The organism is Devosia sp. Micro-HW1 (assembly GCF_056341075.1).
The window spans coordinates 78,398-95,736 of the sequence record NZ_CP094375.1 but is presented as its reverse complement, the minus strand read 5'-3'; the positions used below and the strand labels follow the sequence as shown (position 1 = coordinate 95,736).

Here is a 17,339-nt window from a genome sequence, read left to right as displayed (position 1 = left end):
CCTAGTCGTATAAAAAATCCGAATGACTAAACCAACGGTTGCGGAATTTCCGCCTCTTCCAATGGCCCAGCCATCCATCCCATGATCTTATCGATCAGGTTTGTCGGCGTTGACTTTCTCGTCTCACACTCCCAGACGATAAGTACCCGCCACCCTAGCTTTTTGAGCTCCACGATCGCTTGGCGATCCCGTTCTACGTTCCTGTTAATCTTGTGTCGCCAGAACTCGGTATTCGTCTTCGGAAGCCTAAAATTTGCGCATCCATCATGGCGATGCCAGTAACATCCGTGCACAAATATCACGGCCCGATACTTTGGCAGAACAAGATCCGGTCGTCCTGGCAGGTCACTACGGTGAAGTCTGAAGCGGATGCCGGCCGCATGAAGTCCGCTTCGAACCACAAGTTCAGGCTTCGTGTCCTTCGGACCGATCCGGGACATCATTTCTGACCGGCTGAAGGCTTGCCCCTCAGGCAACCCTGTGCGCCCCGGCCATAAGCGAAACCTTGCTGGTAATCCATGGGGCCATGGCTTCAGCGATGGCGATTGCCACAGGAGCTGCGACAGCGTTGCCGAATTGGCGGTACGCTTGGGTGTCCGAAACAGGGATGGCCCAAGGTCGATTTGAGCCCAGCCTGTCAAAACCCATCAGCCTGGCGCATTCCCTTGGTGTGAGCCTTCTCGGAATGCCACCAGGCTGAGCAATGAGGATTTCCGATCCATCCTTGTAGTATCGGGCCGACAAAGTCCTTGCCACGCCTTCAGGGCCGAAAAGCCCGAATCCAAACCCATTGCCCGCAGCCTTGTGCTTCGCGGCATAGTTCTGAAGGTATTCCCAGAGTCTTGGCGTAAGGGTGTAGCGTGATGACACCTTTCCTACGGGGCCTTCGGTAAAGGGTGGCTCCGGTCTCTCGCTGCCATCTTCCGGATGAAGAATTGACGACAACCGAGGGGATGCATCCGGGATACGAATGTCGTTCAAAGTGAAGCTGGTAGGAAGATCGCGACGAAAACCGGCTATGAATATCCGTTCGCGATGTTGCGGCACCCAGGAGCGGGCATCTATCACCCGATGATCGACCGCATACCCCAACTCGTCCAAGGCATGGAGAATGACGCGCATCGTATTACCTTTGTCATGTGACAATAGGTTTTTCACGTTTTCAAGTAAAAATGCCTTTGGCCGGTGAAAGGCAAGGATCCTTACCACATCAAAAAACAATGTACCTTGCGTTTCATCAAGAAAACCATGAGCGCGACCTAAAGAATTCTTTTTTGAAACCCCAGCAATACTGAATGGCTGGCACGGGAAGCCTGCTAACAGAACGTCATGAGCCGGAACATCTTTCTCGGATATTTTGGTAATGTCGCCATCTATTGAATGATCATCATCTCCAAAATTCGCGCGGTAAGTCTCCCTGGAGAACTTGTTCCACTCACTGGTGAAAACACAACGTCCCCCGATTGCCTCGAACCCCAAACGGAGCCCGCCAATGCCCGCGAAAAGGTCGATAAAGGTGAACGCTCCCCTTTGGCTCAAAACTCTCTCCATGGACGGTGTGCTTTCAGGGGGGAAACAAAGTGATGGCGAAGCAATTCCACCAAAATGAATCACACGGCGAAGAAAGTCGAGATGGGCTGACCCCTGAGCAGGGGTTTCGAACTGATATCGATACCCAGCGCAAAAGTTTCGCCCTTCTCGACTGCCTTGGCCGCCCGCACGACAAATGACTCTAAGCAGTACCCGTTGGGGCGGAGGCGGGTACGTCACCTGCTCCTGTTGCGAACTCGACTGCCATTCAGGCGGCAATCGCGATTTACCGAGAGCGGCCGGTCTGCTCACCGTCTTGGTGCGGAATTAATGGACGCCACCTTGACTCCTTCATCTCAAGAGGTTGAGAACATAAAGTGAACAATATCTCATAGGAGTCATGCCATGGCGACGTTCACCACTCGCCTCAACGGCCGCCAACAAAGGGACCTGAAGCTCACGATCGAGGAGGCTCTGGCGATGCATTCGCTCGGATTTCGGTTTGCCGAGTTCGCTCCCGAGTATGACCGGTGCCGGTTGTCCTCGCCATTTCGCCTGCTGATCGTGCCCGGCAAAGACGAGCTGACGATCGAGCAGTAGCGATGGCCTTCGATCCACGCATCCAGACGCTGGGCACCTATAAACCCCGGGAGTTTCGTATAGAGTGCTTTCGATGCCGCCGCGGCGTGGTGCTTGACCGTTGGCACATGGTGCGGCGTTTCGGAACCGAGACCACCCTGGCCGATTGCGCACGGAAGATCGCGGCTTCCTCGGGCTGCAATCTGGCCGCCATTTACGGCGGCCCGGATTGCAGCGTCCAGGTCTTCGAGACGTCCGTTGAATCCTGGGCGACGCTAGGCGATGCTCAGGAAGGCAAGTGGCAAGCTTACCTGACGTGCCAGCGTCGCTATGCGGCTCTCAAGTCCGCCGAAAGTTGTCCAGGGACCGTGGCTCTGGATATTGCCACTCTGGTCGTAGCGCTAGGTGATCAGTTTCCGTTGCTGCGGCTCAAATCCCGGAGCAAATGCCCCAGTTGCGGGACGTCCAGCGTTGCGATCGAGTGGCAAGTCCCCCATCCGCCATCGGCGCCGGCGCCCATACAAGAGAAGCCACCCGAGCCGCTTCGTCTGCGGCCGCGTGGCGCGGCTCTGGCCGGAACCAAGCTGCAGATCGTCAAGGGCGACTGAGTTGCCGGACGACGCTACTCCGTTTTGGAGGGTGACGGATCTTCCTTGGCGCCACGGGCAACGATTTTGAGTGTGCCATCCGGGAGCGGGCGCTGAAGCAACTTGGCCTCTTCCCAAGGCGCGGTCATCCAGGTTTCGACCTCCTCGGGCGTAGTCAGGATGACGGGCATGGCCTTGGGATGGATGGCCTTGACCTCGGCATTGGGCTCGGAGGTAAGGAAGGCAAAGAGGTCGGTCGTCACCATGCCTTCTTTGATCTTGCGGACTGACTTCCATTCTGGCGCCCAGATCCCTGCGAAGAAGGCGAGAGGTCGCGTGTCGTCAAAAGCAAACCAGATGTCGCCCCCTTCGGTCCGGTTGAACTCTGAGAAACTGGTGAACGGCACGGCGCAGCGGTATTCGGGTGCCAGCCAGCGCTGCCAGTGCTGCTCGAGGTGTTGCGCACATTGGTCGTGCCACTATCCGGCTCATGCTGTAATAGGTCGTCGAACTCCTCCTTGCTCAGTGGCGCGCCACGCTTCTGCTCAAGCTTCTGGGCGCGTTTCTTGGCGGCCTCGAAGAGAGCGAAAGAAGAGGATGGCATGCCCCAACGCACGCGGGTCAGCTCCCGCTGATCCCTGAAATTCCTGACGATGGGTGCGAGATAGTCCGGAAATATGCCGGTCTGCGGGGGCATATTGCCGACGCGCTCCATGTCCACCTTCACGTCCCGAATCCAGGCGCGAATGGCCTCGACGTTGGTGGTGACGGAATAGAGGTTGCACATGCACTAGTTCTCCGGAGCCGGGTAGCCGTTGGCGATGAGGAGGCGGTCGATATCGGCGCGCCTGGTGGGATAGATGTCTCGGACCTCGAGAAGAAGGGCTAAGGTGGATTCAAAGGCGGCCAAGGCATTGTCCTTATCGTGCCCAGCCTGAAAGTCCCTGCCATGAGACCGGAGGGCGGCGCCGCAGCGCCTGATGAAGTCACCGACTTCCCCGTCCGACATGGCGTGGAGGGGCGGATCGGGAGCAATGTCGTCGTCTGGGTCGAGGCCGAGAGCCCGGAAGGAAATGGTATTGGGCACGCGCACCATCAGTTCATCGCCTCGAGCTGGCCGGCAATCGCCTCGTCGATATAGTCCTCGATTTCCATGAACAGGGCGGCGATGACGGCCCTGCGTTCAACGTCATTGATGGCCTCGGTGGCCTCGATTTTGAAGACCTCGCTGCGCAGCTTGTGATCGGAGCGCAAGGCGAAGCCCACCCGGAACTCGATGAAACCATGGTCGCTCCAGAGGTCGACCATGAAAGTTTCCACATAGAGCTTGTACTGCTCGATCAGGGTCGAGCTCAGTCGGTCGACATAGGCTTTCATGGTCCCGTCTCCAAACTCCCAGCATGACACTAAGCAATTAATCCCCGCCTCGTCACGCCCGCTTATCCTTGCTCCTAACGAGGCAAGGAGATTGGCGATGAAGGCAAAGAGAGTTCTGGTGCAGGTTCTGGCAGGGCTGGCGGTGGCTTCCGTGTCCACCCTGGTTATGGCACCGCTATCGGGGAACACCTTTGATCCGCAGCTGGCCCTGGTCGGTCTGGTCCTCGCGGTTGGCTTCGCGGCGATGGCAATACTGGTTCGGCGTTGATCGCTTGTGAACAAAACAGGAATACGATCATCTACATCAAGCTTCCCAAAGGATCGATTCGTGCCCGTAGACACCGCCTATCTCCATAGCCTCAACCGCGAACAACGGCGGGCAGTCGAGCATGGTGTGTCGGATCCTGCTGCTGGGCCGCTTCTGGTCATTGCCGGCGCCGGTTCGGGCAAGACCAATACGCTCGCCCATCGGGTTGCGCATCTGATCGTCCATGGCGCCGATCCTCGTCGCATGTTGCTTCTGACCTTCTCCCGCCGCGCCGCCGCCGAGATGACACGCAGGGTCGAGCGCATTGCTACGCGCGTGCTCGGCGTGGGTTCAGGCGCGATCACCGATAGCCTGACCTGGGCCGGCACCTTTCATGGTATCGGCGCCAGGCTCCTGCGGGAATACGCCCACCAGATCGGTCTCGACCCAGCCTTCACCATCCATGATCGCGAAGATTCCGCGGACCTCATGAACCTCGTCCGCCATGAACTGGCTTTCAGCGAGGCCAAGACACGGTTCCCCACCAAAGGAACTTGCCTTGCGATCTATTCCAGGGTCGTCAACGCTCAGGCCGATCTCGACAAGACACTGCAGACGGTGTTTCCGTGGTGCGCCATGTGGTCAGACGAGCTGCGAGCCCTCTTTGGAGCCTATGTCGAAGCCAAGCAGCAACAGAATGTTCTCGATTATGATGACCTGCTGCTCTACTGGTCTGGGATGATGGCTGAACCCATGATCGCCCAGCAGGTCTCGAGCCTCTTCGATCATGTGATGGTGGATGAGTACCAGGATACAAACCGCCTTCAGGCAGCCATCCTCCTCGCCATGCGTCCGGAGGGCAAAGGTTTGACGGTGGTCGGCGACGACGCCCAGTCCATCTATTCCTTCCGCGCCGCAACGGTGCGCAACATTCTGGATTTTCCGAAGAGTTTTGAGCCTCCAGCGGACATTGTGACGCTCGAGCGCAACTACCGGTCCACCCAGCCCATTCTGGCTGCCGCCAACGCCGTCATCGAACAGGCGACGGAGAGGTTCACCAAGAACCTTTGGTCGGACCGCGCGTCGGAGACCAAGCCGAACCTGGTGACGGTCAAGGACGAGGCCGACCAGGTCCGCTACATCGCGACATCTGTCCTGGAAGCGCGTGAGGCCGGCACCCCTCTTAAGCAACAGGCCGTGCTCTTCCGAACCTCTAGTCATTCCGGGCCGCTCGAGATCGAGCTGACGCGCCGCAACATACCCTTCGTCAAGTTCGGCGGCCTCAAGTTTCTCGATGCAGCCCACATCAAGGACATGCTGGCCGTCCTGCGCTGGGCCGAGAACCCGCGCGACAGGGTGGCGGGGTTCCGGGTGCTGCAATTGATGCCAGGTATCGGGCCGACGACCGCCGTCCGCATCCTCGATGCGGTAGATACGTCCGCAGACGCTGCCTGGGCATTGTCCGAAGTCCCGCCGCCAGCAAAGGCAGGGCAGTACTGGACGGATCTGGTGGGCTTGGTCGCGCGGCTGTCCGGCCGCGAGATCGGCTGGCCGCTGGAACTGGCCCATGCCCGGCATTGGTATCAACCTCTGATGGAGGACCGATACGAGGACGCTGCAACAAGATCGGCCGATATCGTGCAACTTGAGCAGATCGCGTCCGGCTATCCGAGCCGCGAGAAGTTTCTGACCGAACTGACCCTCGATCCGCCAGACGCCACAAGCGATCAGGCGGGGGTTCCGATGCGCGATGAGGACTATCTTATCCTCTCCACCATCCACTCGGCCAAGGGTCAGGAGTGGAAGTCGGTTCACGTCCTCAACGTTGTCGACGGGTGCATCCCCTCCGATCTTGGAACCGGCTCGACGCATGAACTGGACGAAGAGCGGCGCCTGCTCTACGTCGCCATGACGCGAGCCAAGGACGGGTTGCACCTGCTCGTGCCACAGCGCTTCTATGTCACCCAGCAAACCCGCAATGGCGATCGCCACGTCTATGCGCAACGCACCCGGTTCATCCCACGGGAAATGACCCGTCTATTCGATGACTTCTTCTGGCCGCGCATTGAGCAGGCCGCGGACGCCGAACGGCCAAGTCGCGGCGCCACGGTGGATCTCGGTGCGAAAATGCGCGGAATGTGGTGACCGGCAGGGAGGGGTGGGTAGGGACTGGCGGCTTCGGAGGATTGGCGGTAAGAAGCAGACTTGGTTATAGCAGGTCCAACAGCTTCCCTTCGAGGTAGTCCGCTGCGCTTTGTGCTTCCACGGCGCGAGCAGACCAATCATCTACTGCCTTGCCTAAGTAGGCTGCCGCCGCGACACCTAAAGTCTCGCCGATTTCAATCGGCACGAGTGGGGCGACCCAGCTAACGGCCGCGTCCTTACTGACGAACTCCCCGGTTGCAGCAGTCCGCCACATCCGAGCCAGCGTGAGCAGGACGTTTCGTTCGTCGCCCTGTAAACCGCTTACCAAAGAGGGAATGGCGTCCCGCATCGCTCTGCGAACGTTTTGGGCTGGAATTGGAGTTAGGATTTCTGACAGGTCGGGGCCTTTAATCGGCACGGACTCTAGCCGAGCCTGAGCGAGCATAAGGGTCACACCAGGATCCAAAAATGGCTCAGGAACGATTCCCTGCTCGAAGTCAGCGCGCAACCACTCCCCGTATAGAAACTCGCATCGCCCCGGATAGCTCGGCTCGGCAAGCTCAGACTTGAGGACAACGGAGAGTTCAAGACAACGTGGTTCACCGGGTAGGTTTGGGTAGCGGCCCGATGTCCGGAGCAACGATGCCGCGAGACTTAGCAGTGTTTCAGCAAACATTGGACGTTCGATGACGACCAAAAGGTCGATGTCGCTTAATGGCTTCAATGCGCCCGAGGCACCTGATCCATATAGATAGACGCCAACCAGGCCTTGCCCAAAGACTTGAGACGCAATCGAACTCACGGTCTCCGCTTCTTTGAGCATTTGAAAGGTCCAGTTCTGGCGTTCAGGCAGGGTAGGCGTTCTCTAAGCTGACTGCTTGGCCGTTGAAGATCAACGTCCGCTTGCGGCTGAGTTCGGAGTGGTAGGGAATGGCAGAAATTGGGGTCGAAAGCGGCCCGTCGGTGACGCGCCCCATTCCGGCCGTTCAGACCGTACTTTCGATTTCCCAAAAGCTGCCGTTCGCGGCCGGCCAGGCGGACGGCGCAGGTGGGGTGGGCAATCGCCGGTCCGCTTTGCAGTCGCGATAGGAGTAAGCTGCCCTTCTCTCCCCGAAGGTCGGTCCGACTAGGCCGTGCCATCCCGAACGATGGCAGGGACTAGCTTGGTTCGGCTCGCAAGGTGTCAATGAGCGCCTCCACTCGCGCAGGGACAAAGCGACGTGATGGAAACACTGCCCAGATGTCCAGTTCATCGGGCTGGGCATTGGAGAGTTCCATACGAGCACTAATGAGGGGGCGAAGGCGTACTTTTCTGGTATGAGGTCCACCAAGCGACCCCACACTTCAGCTCCAATAGGCTCTGGGCTCAAAGCGGTCCTGGATCTGGTACAGGAAGATCTTACCGGAAGGTATGGCGTCGTTTGCCAAGTACCTACCTGGCGAACGGCAAACCAATTGGATCGAGTCGTCGGCCAGGGCGGCCAGTCCGAATGCCAAGGCGTGGGTCTTCGGACCTATCGCCAAGCATGTTGTCGGCAGTTGTTTGGTCCTCAGCACATCCTCCGCCAATCCGAGCACATCGCCAAGTGCGAATGTCATGTTGTACGCGTTCGGCATCTCGGACAAGCGCTGCCTTATCGGCGCTTCTCCCTCGAACTGCGCGCTCGGTACCCGCGCTTGAGTGTCTTCGACCGAATACAGTCGCAGGTCGCTGGCCTCGAAGCGCTCGACGATCGGGACGGCGTTTGTCAGCTCGCCGCCGAGCGAGATGAACAGGTCTCGCTTGTCGGGCGTATAATTGTCGCCTTCGAAGTATGGCACCTGGACCGTAGTCCAAGCGCCCTCCGATACGATGTTCACGGCCCCCGAATGCTTCAGCCTCGTCATCTCGTACCGTTCTGCCTCGGCGTAGAGAATGTCCATCCGGGCAACATGCTCCTGCCGGAAGCCCCGGCCGAGCAGGAGCAGTGAATAGCGTTTTGGAAGGCAAGACATGTCCAACAGCACCGAGATCGGCCTGCCGGCTCTCCTGACGGCCTCGGACACCAGCCTGTCGAGAGCAGCCACGTTCTCGTTCCAAACGGTCGATCGTTCGAGTGAGTGCAGGCTGTACGAGCCGAGTATCTTGTCCGCGTTTGACTGCATGACGTCTTTCAGGTCGTCCACGCTTTTATCGGTGGATGCGAACCTCAGCATCACGGTTTCTTCAGAACGACCGGTCATGAAAGGGAGAGCCGTTACCGTACGGCTTTCCCAACTGATCGCTGCCACCCCCAGATCGTATTTCTTGAGGAGTGCGTCATTCGTCAACTCGCCTTGTGTAACGTGCAAAGCGCCGATAGATGCCTCAGGCGTCATCGTCATCCCCGGTAAGAGGCAGCGAGAGCTGTTCGAGTGCGTCCGCCTCAAGTGGCGCAGCGCCGGCGACCCAGGCATCGGGCGTTATAGCGGACTCCGCAGCGCAAAGGGCTGCAAGATACTCCGTCGACACCCGGACGGGCTCGTATGCGCCACGGTAGGAGAACATGAAGAACGGCGCGAAGCGGCGATGGAGCCTGAAGCCGGTCAAGGTCCCGGAGGAACGAGGCGAGGTCGCCGTCCCGGACGGCCGCCGCTTCAAGGTGATCGTCCGCAAGTATCCCGAAAGTTCGGCTCGCGCGATGACCTGGCGAACGTACTGGGTGACGGTATCGTCCTCGGGCCAGAGGTACTGGTTGCCGTCGAGCACGAATACTCCCCGCTCCGTGGTGGCGAGCACCGAAGGATCGTCGGTCGCGCTCTGCAGCCGGCTCGTGTACTTACCGAGAGCCTCGATCAACCTCGCCATGGAGGTCGAACTCGCATCGCTCAAGGCGCCCACGCCATCGAAGTACTGAGCGCTGGCATTGTAGATGCCAATCGTCTGCACACGGGTCGCGATCTTGGTCCGTGACGTGACGAAACGTTTCAGCGCTTGGCTAGCGTCGACCTTGCTATTGTTGGCTTTGTACGCGTCATAGATCGCCGCCATGATCTCCAGGAAATCCCGGATCGATCCGTCTGCCAGTGACGTAACGATGTTGCTGCCCGACAAAGGTAGCTGCTTGAATCCGAGGCGTGCCGCGATATGCAGCATGGTACCCACCATCTTGCGTCGCATCCAGGCCTGGAATGCCGGTGACGACAGTTGCGTGAGGTGTTGGTCTATCCGAACCATGTCGCTTGGCGCAGCCGTCGCTACGAACGCATCTTCTCTCCCGGTCCAGTGCCATAACAGGTAGGCTTGGTAATATGGCGGGACATCACCGAGAATCGTGTTCGGCACGCCGGCCTTGGACGACTTGGCCATATCCGAGAGGCGAGTTGCAGCTGCGGCAATCTGCCTTGCGAGCGGTCTCGTCGAGCGCGTCAGGACGATCCCGAGGATGTCGTTCACACCGACGACCCCGAGTTTCTCGCGCAGGGAAAACTGCCGGGCGATGGTATCGCCGGTCACCGGCGGCCTGTCGTTCTGCGGCAGCGAGAAATAGGTCCGCAAGCTGACAACCGCCTCGCAAAGCGACACGAACTCGGGGCGGTCCCGCTCGTCGAGCGAGATCACGCGGCGGTCGGCGTCGGTCAACGGCTGTTCCTTGATGAACGTGTCGCCTCCCTCGATCGTCTCGCCGACGGCGCAGATGACCCAGGAAACTGGGAAGCGGCTTTTCCTGACCAAGGTATTGATGGAGCGGAGTTGTGTCGGGCTGAGAACTTCGCAGTCATCTAGACAGAATTTGAAGCCCGGTGCCGGCCTCGAAGCTGCCGTCTTAAAGCGGATAACCCCGGAAAGCTTCTCACAGAGGGTCCCCAAGAGTTCATAGGGTTCGCGTGCAGGCAAAGCTCCGACGAGTTCGGCCACTTGCCCGCGTCCGCTTGCCTCGTTCATGCGTCTGACAAGATTGCGGCACATCCGGGCGAGATCTGAAAACGTCCGGATCGCCTGATCGGCATCGGCAAGCCTCGGAAACTCGGCGACGAAATCCTCGACGACCGCGATCTCGTGAACGGCTTGGAGCTCAAGCTCGTCAGCCAGTCGAAGCTCGTGCACTGCGCTGAGCACCTTGTCCACGCACACCAGCTCGACCGCCAGCGAGAAAAACCTGAAGAACTCCAGGTCCGGCTCGTCCGCCTTGGGAAAGACTTTCTTCCAGTCCGTTCCGCCCATTGATCCCGAGACGTGGTCCGGCAGGCGGATATAGATGCCGATGTGGGGGAAGTCCGATAGCTTCCGTTGTAGCCGCAGCGACGGATTGCGTGCCAGATCCTCCCAGCAGATGCTTTTGAGCAGGGTTGTCTTGCCACTTCCGCGGCTCCCGTGGACAAAGGTCGACTTGTCTCCCGCGAGCGACTGCGCCGTGGGGGTAAGCCAAATGAGCGGCCGGCCCGAGTTGTCATGCTCCCAACGCGTCGGCCTGAATGGATTCGGTTCCCAGTCCATCACATCTCCGCCCGGACGATCCAGTTTTGCACTGCTAGGTCGGCGTTGTCGATCTTGACGAGGTCATCCGCGAAAAGCTGCTCGACCATGGCCACGAGGACATCTCCCGTAGGATGACTCGCGAGGGTCGACCCTATCGTCTCGACGTCGGACCAATATGCCGTCCGGCGCTCGAGCAACTTCCAGTAGAGGGTCGTCAGCACCGGGTCCATACGCCGTTGCCCGTCGTTCAGCGGGATCGCGACCCTTGGCCGTTCTCGCAATATACCTGATTGATCGAAGCGTAGCGGAGTCACGTGACATGCAATCGGCATCGTCTGGGGCGAATACACAAGATCGATAATATTGAATCCCGACGAGAGCTTGGGAGCGCTTATGGAGATGATCGGCGAACCGCCCGGAGATTTCAAAATCTCGATGGGATCCTCATGGATGTGGCCGTGCAGGTAGAGCACAGGCTTACCCAGTTCACCGAGCGAAGCTCTCAAGGCACCGCCGTTGACCAGTTCGGTGTATGGGGCGAGCCGCGGAAGCCGTTGAGGCAGGAGATTATGATGGGCGACGATCACGGACAGGACGTTGCTCGGAGCTCCGTAGACTTCTTGCATGAGTTCGGTGACGGAGTCCTCCGAGAGCGCAGGAGTGTCCAATTGGCGGTCGTAGTAGTCCTTGATCGCCTTATCGCCGGATGCACCTGCGATGGCGCCCTCGATGGCGGCGGCGATAGGCGCGCGGAAGTGTTCGGGGATGCGGGCCTCGTCGCCACATCCCCAGCAACTGTTCATCAGGAAAACATTCGCTCTTGGCCCGGCTGCTCCAAGGGCGAGCAACTTGGGCTGCGTAACCGGTATGGTCGGAAGCCCGACCGCGTTCAAGGCCGAGCCGAGCGGTGCGAATTTCGCCGCATTCCCGGGCTGCTTTGCCAGTCCTCGGTCAATATCGTGGTTGCCGGGTACGAAGCCGACCGGCACGTTGGAGAAGCGGCGGCCAGACCCGATCTGGAGCGCGGAAGCGATGTATCGGCAGCAAGCCGCATAGGCGTCGAGATTGCCGTAGTCCGTCAAATCGCCCATAAAAAGGATGCCGTCGACCTGCCCGGCCTCGAGCAGTGCGAAAACTCGTTTGAAGACGCGTTTTAGCGGACTTGTCGCAATAAGCGACGCGAGACCTTGAGGGAAAGTCGGGTCTTTCACGTCTGCAAATGGCCGAGCGTTCATCCCGCTAGGGAGGTGCACGTCGCCTATCTGTAGGATCCGCAGTCGAGGTAGCATCAGGTCAATATGACTGCAAGTATTCGCCAGGCAATCCTCCCGCCTCGACAACTCTTGCTTCTACCCAAATAAATTCCGTCACCCGGCCAGCTGGTGAAGTGTTTTGCTGTCTTTTTCGATCAACGTGACGGGTTTCCGTGCCCGAACCCATTCTCTCGATGACACCAATGCGCCCGGCTGCCTCGCAAGGGCATGAAGGACTCTAAACGGAGTTACATTTAGACAGTCCGCTCTTCAGGGACGACCATTGCAACGTCAGTCTGGCAGCGAAGCGCCCCATTCCCGCCGTTTGGCTTGCCATTGCCATCCCCCAAAACCGGACACTGTCATTTGACAGGCCCGACGTCCAAATGCGGGAGTGGGCGCCGGTCGACAGCGCGTCCCTTCAAGCGTTTTCAGTTGGAATTGCATACCGTGAGCCCTTCCGTTCAAGTGACTTCTATTTGGGAGGGGCGTCAACTACGCTATTGGCTGGCAGAGGAGTGTGAAGCGTGCTGGACAAAGAACAGACGGCCGAAAGACCTGAGGTCGCCAAAGGTTTAGCGGATGCTGAGCCGTTAGAATGGCTTCTTCGCATATTTGCATTTCTCAATGCTGTTCGTACTCACCCGCTGACGAGCACCGTACTCCTAGCGTTGATCGTCGTGTCGGCATTTTTGGGTGGAATGGTCATAAGGATAGGTTTTGGTTTCGTCCCTATCATCGACAAAGGCAGTCTACTGCTGCAGTTGGCATTCTATGCTTCGGTACTTTCAGTCTTACTCAACCTTGTTGGCAGTGCCATCGAGAGTATGATCTCGCAGAACGAATTTGTGTCCCAACTACTGGTACGAGTGTCAGACGTCCTATCCGAGCGCTTCCCGGTGAAAGTGAAAGCTGGTTCGAAGAAGCTCGACTTTGAAGAGGAGGTCTACGAAAGGCTGATGCAGGCAGTGTGGGCCAAAGGGAACCGCATAATTGCTCAAGTGATTAGCGGGTTCCTGTCACTGTTTTTCGTTGCATCGCTAACTATCGGCCTAGTCGGATTCGGCGCTGTTTTTCTTCAGCTGCCTATTGGGCCATTCATTCTTGCCCATTGGTATGTATGGGGACTTTGGGCACTGTTTATGATTTTTCTTGCAGGAGCCGTTCTTCCGCCACTTGGAACAAAGGTCCCGAGACTCTCCTTTCTACCCCCTGTGAACCGGTTAAGCTTTGTATGGGCTCGCGTCGCGCTCCTTCTTGCCGTGGTTACTTCGGGAGTGGCTTGGGTGGATTACCTCGTAGAGGTTGCCCCACCAGTCGGTGTTGAAATCGCTGATATTGGCGCGGCGCGGGGCACGCTGCTATTCGCGGCTACCGACGGCATGATTGTTCACTTGCGGGATCAAGCAGGGGTGCAATACCTGCCTTGGAGCAGGATAGACCGGATAACCGCGAATCCGTCGGCAGCAACGCCCGACGAATAGGCGCTCCATTCCGGTCGTAACGAGAGACCTATCACAGGCCTTAAAGCCGACGTTGCTGCCGCTCGCTGCGAGCTCTAATCTGTCGCACCGCCGTGGATCACCTTACGCTGGCCACATGTATTCCCGTATTTCCAGGCCGACCGAACTCAACGATTGTTGACAACAACTTAGTATAGACTTCCTATAGAATTATGGTGGGGGACTCAGAAACTTACGCTGAAGGTCACGATATCGACGCGCTTTCGAAGGGTGGCGGGCCTGCAGATTTTGCGGAGGTTTCGGCCACGCCTGCCAGCCCCACCATGCTCTCTCCGAGCCAGGTTCAAAGCGGGCCGCCGATTGAACCGCTGGTTCGCATCGTCACCTATGATCCCGCGCAATGGGAGACCTTTGTCGACGAATGGGTCTCATCGCTCAAAACCAAATACCACAAGGTGCTGCGCTACACCGGTGCGAACGATCGCGGGATCGATGTCGCCGGGTTCGAAGACAAGAATTTTCTGCAAGGTATTTGGGACAACTACCAGTGCAAGCACTACCGTGACGCCATCACGCCCGGCACGGCGTGGCCGGAAATCGGCAAGATGCTCTGGTATTCGTTTCGCGGCGACTTCGCTCCACCCCGCGCCTATTACTTCGTTGCCCCGCGCGGCACCGGAACGACGCTCACTCAATACCTCACAAATGCTCCCGCGCTAAAATCAGCTCTGATCGATGCATGGCCGAAAGCCGTTGCCGACAAGATTACCGCAACGCAGCTCGTGAAGCTCGAAGGCAATTTTGCCGAATATGTCGACGCCTTCGACTTCTCGATCTTTCAACCCGTGTCACCGCGAGAAATCATCGAGCAACATCGCGCCACGAGATACTTCGTCGCGCGTTTCGGCGGCGGACTGCCGCCGCGCCCTGTCGTTGGCGCGCCGCCGACTGATCTTGCTGATCACGAGAGCGTCTATGTAGCGCGCCTGCTCGCGGCCTATGCCGATCATACCAAGCAAGAAGTTGCGGGGCTTGCCGCGCTGAAGGCCTGGAAGCCCCTTGAAGATCATTTCAAGCGGCAGCGAGAGTGCTTTTATCACGCTGAGTCTTTGCGCGTTTTTGTTCGGGACAAAGTAGAGCCTGGCACATTCGAAGGGTTGCAAGATGAAATCTATCATGGTGTAGCGGACACCGCTGAGAGCGACCATGCTGACGGGTTTGAGCGGGTCAAGGCTGTAACACAGGCGGCGCAGAATGTTTCGCTCGACGCTCACCCGCTGGGCGCGAGCGCCCTGGTAAAAGACAAGCGCGGGATCTGCCACCAGCTCGCCAACGAAGACCGCCTTAAATGGACGAAGTAGCCCGCGACCAATTTTCGCTGACATTCAACGGCCCCCTTGAGGCGGGCGTTCGCGCGGTTGCGGTCCTAGGCTTCGCATTTCCGCGCGCCTACGACATCCAGCGGTTGACGGCTTTCGACTATCTTCTGGTCCGAACGAATCAGCTGGGCGGACCCGACGATCTTCATCCGGCAACACCTATCCAGACGCCGGCAACGGAAGTTCGGCGCCGCGTGGTTCAGGATGCGCTGCACTTGATGATGACCCGCGATCTCGTCGTGCGCGTCGTCGACGAGAACGGAATCTCCTATCGCGCCGGTGAGTCGGCCGCGATGTTTCTCGATTCGCTGGAAACGCCGTATCTCACTGCCCTGAAGAGCCGTGCGGACTGGCTCGTTTATCATCTCGCCGACTATACGGATTCAGCGCTCGATGCGTTGATGCGCAAGTTCTTCGATACCTGGGTCGTGGAGTTCCAGAATATCGAACGGAGCCTCGGTGCGCGCGCATGACAAAGGGGTTGCGCCTGCGGCATCTCAGTTTCCATGGCCCTGCGCGAAAGCCCGCCACCATCGCCTTTGCCGCAGGACTGAACGTTATCCATGGCGCTTCGAACACTGGAAAGTCTTTCATCGTCGACGCCATTGACTTCATGCTTGGCGGCAAGGGGCCGCTGCGCGATATTCCGGAACGGGTTGGATACGATAAGGTCCTGCTCGCGATGGAAACGCTGGAAGGGCAACAATTCACATTGGTGAGAAGTACCGAGGGCGGTGCGTTTCGTCTCTTCGACGGTCTCTATTCAGACACGCTTCCCGAGGGCGAAGGCAAGACGCTTGGGGATGTCCACAATGAGAGGAATGAGGACAACCTTTCCGCCTACCTGCTTGCAATGCTGGACCTTGCCCACAGACGCGTGAGACGGAACAAGCGCGGCGACACAAACAGCCTGAGCTTTCGCAATCTTGCCCGCCTTGTGATCATCAACGAAGAAGAGATCATCCAGCAGCGCTCGCCGCTGTCGGACGGCAACTACACGGCCGACACGACTAACACGTCCGTCTTCAAGCTTCTGCTGACCGGGGTTGACGACTCGACGATCTCGACCACCCAGCCGCGCACCCCGGAAGAACAAAGCCGCAGCGCCCAGCTCGACCTGTTGGACCAGTTAATCGAAAGCCACCGCCGCCAGGTCAAAGAGCTCGCCGGTCCGCCGGACGAGCTGGAAGCCCAGCGTGAGCGGCTTGAAGACGCCATGCGCTCCCAAGGCGAGCTTCTTGCGGTCACAGAATCCGAGTTCAAGGATGCCGCCGGGCGCCGCAGAGGTATCGCGCGCCGCGTTGAAGAAGGAAGGGATCGGCTCACCGAAATAACCGCCCTGTTGGACCGCTTCACTTTGCTCGATGCACATTATCGTTCTGATACGGAACGATTGCGCGGGATTGAGGAGGCAGGCAGCCTTTTTGCCGCTCTTGGTGCCGGCAATTGTCCGTTCTGCGGATCAGCTCCAGAACATCATCGAAAGGCAGAATGCGATTTCGACGTCGACAAGGCAGTCGCCGCCGCCCGGTCCGAGATTCGAAAGATTGAACTGCGGCAAAGCGAACTGACCCGGACGATTGAAACGCTGCGGAAAGAAGCCGTCAGCTTCGAGCGGCGCCTTCCGGTTCTCGAGGATCAGCTCGCCTCAGTGTCGGGCGAGATAGACCGTATTGTAGCTCCCAATCTACGTCAGCTCAGAACAGCTTACAGACAATTGGCCGACAAGGATGGAGAAGTGCGCGAAGCGCTCGCGATCTATCGCGGCCTGTCGGACCTTGAGAACAGAAAGGCCGCGCTCGAGCGAGAAGGCGATCAGTCGGGAGATGGCGGGAATAGTCTCAGCGATGTCGACCTCCCCAGCAGCACCGCAGACAAGTTCGCGACGATCGTCCTCGACACTCTTAAGGCTTGGCACTTTCCGGAGATCGACCGTGTCCACTTCGATGCCAAGACGCGCGACCTTGTCATCAACGGCAAGAACCGAATCTCGTTCGGCAAAGGCTTGCGCGCCATTACGCAAGCAGCATTCACCGTCAGCCTTCTGCAATATTGCAGGCAATCCGACACGCCGCATCCTGGTTTTATCGTTCTTGACTCGCCGCTGCTTTCATACCGAGAGCCGGAAGGAGATGGCGACGACCTCAGCGGTACGGACCTCAATACTCATTTCTTCGACTATCTGGCTGAGCTCGATGACGATAGGCAGGTCTTGGTTGTTGAAAATACCGATCCTCCGGCCAACATTCAGGCATCGGCGCAGACCCTAAAGTTCACAAAAATCGAAGGCACGGGCCGATACGGGTTCTTTCCAATCGAACCCGCGCCACAAGCGCCGTAG

Annotated in this window: 17 protein-coding genes and 1 pseudogene; 9 read left to right on the top strand and 9 right to left on the bottom strand. The window is 58.5% G+C overall.

Features of this window, described 5'->3' with window-relative positions:
- Positions 1-26 precede the first annotated feature (26 nt).
- Together MQW79_RS00435 and dcm are read right to left on the bottom strand one after the other, a co-directional pair.
- Positions 27-443 carry a very short patch repair endonuclease gene (locus MQW79_RS00435; protein WP_476586167.1) on the bottom strand — a complete coding sequence of 139 codons (417 nt, stop codon included), beginning with the start codon at positions 441-443 and terminating at the stop codon, positions 27-29.
- 25 nt (positions 444-468) lie between these two features.
- Complete coding sequence (dcm, locus tag MQW79_RS00430; protein WP_476586166.1) at positions 469-1,539, bottom strand: DNA (cytosine-5-)-methyltransferase; 1,071 nt, start codon at positions 1,537-1,539, stop codon at positions 469-471.
- A gap of 44 nt (positions 1,540-1,583) precedes the next feature.
- On the opposite strand from dcm, the gene MQW79_RS00425 reads away from it, so the two are divergent.
- The 3 genes from MQW79_RS00425 (at position 1,584) to MQW79_RS00415 (ending at position 2,717) form a co-directional block, all read left to right on the top strand.
- Positions 1,584-1,730 (top strand): hypothetical protein, encoded by a 147-nt coding sequence (locus MQW79_RS00425; protein ID WP_476586165.1) that lies wholly within the window; start codon positions 1,584-1,586, stop codon positions 1,728-1,730.
- A gap of 205 nt (positions 1,731-1,935) precedes the next feature.
- Entirely contained in the window at positions 1,936-2,130 is a 195-nt protein-coding gene (locus MQW79_RS00420; protein WP_476586164.1) for a hypothetical protein, read from the top strand.
- Between the two features lie 2 nt (positions 2,131-2,132).
- A complete protein-coding gene (locus MQW79_RS00415; RefSeq protein ID WP_476586163.1) occupies positions 2,133-2,717 on the top strand; it encodes a hypothetical protein in 585 nt (194 codons plus the stop codon).
- Positions 2,718-2,731: 14 nt separating this feature from the next.
- Here the strand turns inward: MQW79_RS00415 and MQW79_RS00410 are convergent.
- The 3 genes and pseudogenes from MQW79_RS00410 to MQW79_RS00400 all read right to left on the bottom strand — a co-directional run bounded on the left by MQW79_RS00410 (position 2,732) and on the right by MQW79_RS00400 (position 4,073).
- Positions 2,732-3,483: pseudogene (locus MQW79_RS00410) on the bottom strand (SOS response-associated peptidase).
- A 3-nt stretch (positions 3,484-3,486) separates the two neighbouring features.
- Complete coding sequence (locus MQW79_RS00405; protein WP_476586162.1) at positions 3,487-3,792, bottom strand: hypothetical protein; 306 nt, start codon at positions 3,790-3,792, stop codon at positions 3,487-3,489.
- A complete protein-coding gene (locus tag MQW79_RS00400; protein ID WP_476586161.1) occupies positions 3,792-4,073 on the bottom strand; it encodes a hypothetical protein in 282 nt (93 codons plus the stop codon). The genes MQW79_RS00405 and MQW79_RS00400 overlap by 1 nt, the downstream gene beginning before the upstream one ends.
- Before the next feature lie 97 nt (positions 4,074-4,170).
- Here MQW79_RS00400 and MQW79_RS00395 point away from each other — a divergent pair, with 97 nt between their 5' ends.
- Together MQW79_RS00395 and MQW79_RS00390 are read left to right on the top strand one after the other, a co-directional pair.
- Positions 4,171-4,341 carry a hypothetical protein gene (locus MQW79_RS00395; protein WP_476586160.1) on the top strand — a complete coding sequence of 57 codons (171 nt, stop codon included), beginning with the start codon at positions 4,171-4,173 and terminating at the stop codon, positions 4,339-4,341.
- A 60-nt stretch (positions 4,342-4,401) separates the two neighbouring features.
- Entirely contained in the window at positions 4,402-6,465 is a 2,064-nt protein-coding gene (locus MQW79_RS00390) for an ATP-dependent helicase (protein ID WP_476586159.1), read from the top strand.
- A gap of 64 nt (positions 6,466-6,529) precedes the next feature.
- Here MQW79_RS00390 and MQW79_RS00385 read toward each other — a convergent pair whose 3' ends face one another.
- The 4 genes from MQW79_RS00385 to MQW79_RS00370 form a co-directional block, all read right to left on the bottom strand.
- On the bottom strand, positions 6,530-7,288 hold the full coding sequence (locus tag MQW79_RS00385; protein ID WP_476586158.1) for an aminoglycoside adenylyltransferase domain-containing protein: 759 nt from the start codon (positions 7,286-7,288) through the stop codon (positions 6,530-6,532).
- A 521-nt stretch (positions 7,289-7,809) separates the two neighbouring features.
- Positions 7,810-8,823 (bottom strand): hypothetical protein, encoded by a 1,014-nt coding sequence (locus MQW79_RS00380; RefSeq protein WP_476586157.1) that lies wholly within the window; start codon positions 8,821-8,823, stop codon positions 7,810-7,812.
- On the bottom strand, positions 8,813-10,921 hold the full coding sequence (locus MQW79_RS00375) for an ORC-CDC6 family AAA ATPase (RefSeq protein WP_476586156.1): 2,109 nt from the start codon (positions 10,919-10,921) through the stop codon (positions 8,813-8,815). Before MQW79_RS00375 ends, MQW79_RS00380 begins: the two co-directional genes overlap by 11 nt.
- Entirely contained in the window at positions 10,921-12,192 is a 1,272-nt protein-coding gene (locus MQW79_RS00370) for a metallophosphoesterase family protein (RefSeq protein WP_476588266.1), read from the bottom strand. Before MQW79_RS00370 ends, MQW79_RS00375 begins: the two co-directional genes overlap by 1 nt.
- 491 nt (positions 12,193-12,683) lie before the next feature.
- Here MQW79_RS00370 and MQW79_RS00365 point away from each other — a divergent pair, with 491 nt between their 5' ends.
- The 4 genes from MQW79_RS00365 (at position 12,684) to MQW79_RS00350 (ending at position 17,339) form a co-directional block, all read left to right on the top strand.
- The gene (locus tag MQW79_RS00365; protein WP_476586155.1) at positions 12,684-13,640 is read left to right on the top strand and encodes a hypothetical protein; all 957 of its coding nucleotides are present in this window, start codon (positions 12,684-12,686) and stop codon (positions 13,638-13,640) included.
- A 194-nt stretch (positions 13,641-13,834) separates the two neighbouring features.
- Positions 13,835-14,980, top strand: coding sequence for an ABC-three component system protein (locus MQW79_RS00360; RefSeq protein ID WP_476586153.1), 1,146 nt, complete (start codon positions 13,835-13,837; stop codon positions 14,978-14,980).
- On the top strand, positions 14,968-15,471 hold the full coding sequence (locus MQW79_RS00355) for an ABC-three component system middle component 2 (protein ID WP_476586151.1): 504 nt from the start codon (positions 14,968-14,970) through the stop codon (positions 15,469-15,471). The genes MQW79_RS00360 and MQW79_RS00355 overlap by 13 nt, the downstream gene beginning before the upstream one ends.
- Positions 15,468-17,339 carry an AAA family ATPase gene (locus tag MQW79_RS00350; protein WP_476586150.1) on the top strand — a complete coding sequence of 624 codons (1,872 nt, stop codon included), beginning with the start codon at positions 15,468-15,470 and terminating at the stop codon, positions 17,337-17,339. The genes MQW79_RS00355 and MQW79_RS00350 overlap by 4 nt, the downstream gene beginning before the upstream one ends.

Excerpts from the sequence above, each read along its gene's own strand:
- MQW79_RS00420 (WP_476586164.1), top strand. The coding sequence starts at position 1,936 with ATGGCGACGTTCACCACTCGCCTCAACGGCCGCCAACAAAGGGACCTG.
- MQW79_RS00370 (WP_476588266.1), bottom strand. The coding sequence starts at position 12,192 with ATGCTACCTCGACTGCGGATCCTACAGATAGGCGACGTGCACCTCCCT.
- MQW79_RS00375 (WP_476586156.1), bottom strand. The coding sequence starts at position 10,921 with ATGGACTGGGAACCGAATCCATTCAGGCCGACGCGTTGGGAGCATGAC.
- MQW79_RS00425 (WP_476586165.1), top strand. The coding sequence starts at position 1,584 with ATGGCGAAGCAATTCCACCAAAATGAATCACACGGCGAAGAAAGTCGA.
- MQW79_RS00415 (WP_476586163.1), top strand. The coding sequence starts at position 2,133 with ATGGCCTTCGATCCACGCATCCAGACGCTGGGCACCTATAAACCCCGG.
- MQW79_RS00435 (WP_476586167.1), bottom strand. The coding sequence starts at position 443 with ATGATGTCCCGGATCGGTCCGAAGGACACGAAGCCTGAACTTGTGGTT.
- MQW79_RS00380 (WP_476586157.1), bottom strand. The coding sequence starts at position 8,823 with ATGACGCCTGAGGCATCTATCGGCGCTTTGCACGTTACACAAGGCGAG.
- MQW79_RS00400 (WP_476586161.1), bottom strand. The coding sequence starts at position 4,073 with ATGAAAGCCTATGTCGACCGACTGAGCTCGACCCTGATCGAGCAGTAC.
- MQW79_RS00405 (WP_476586162.1), bottom strand. The coding sequence starts at position 3,792 with ATGGTGCGCGTGCCCAATACCATTTCCTTCCGGGCTCTCGGCCTCGAC.
- MQW79_RS00385 (WP_476586158.1), bottom strand. The coding sequence starts at position 7,288 with ATGCTCAAAGAAGCGGAGACCGTGAGTTCGATTGCGTCTCAAGTCTTT.
- MQW79_RS00350 (WP_476586150.1), top strand. The coding sequence starts at position 15,468 with ATGACAAAGGGGTTGCGCCTGCGGCATCTCAGTTTCCATGGCCCTGCG.
- MQW79_RS00355 (WP_476586151.1), top strand. The coding sequence starts at position 14,968 with ATGGACGAAGTAGCCCGCGACCAATTTTCGCTGACATTCAACGGCCCC.
- MQW79_RS00395 (WP_476586160.1), top strand. The coding sequence starts at position 4,171 with ATGAAGGCAAAGAGAGTTCTGGTGCAGGTTCTGGCAGGGCTGGCGGTG.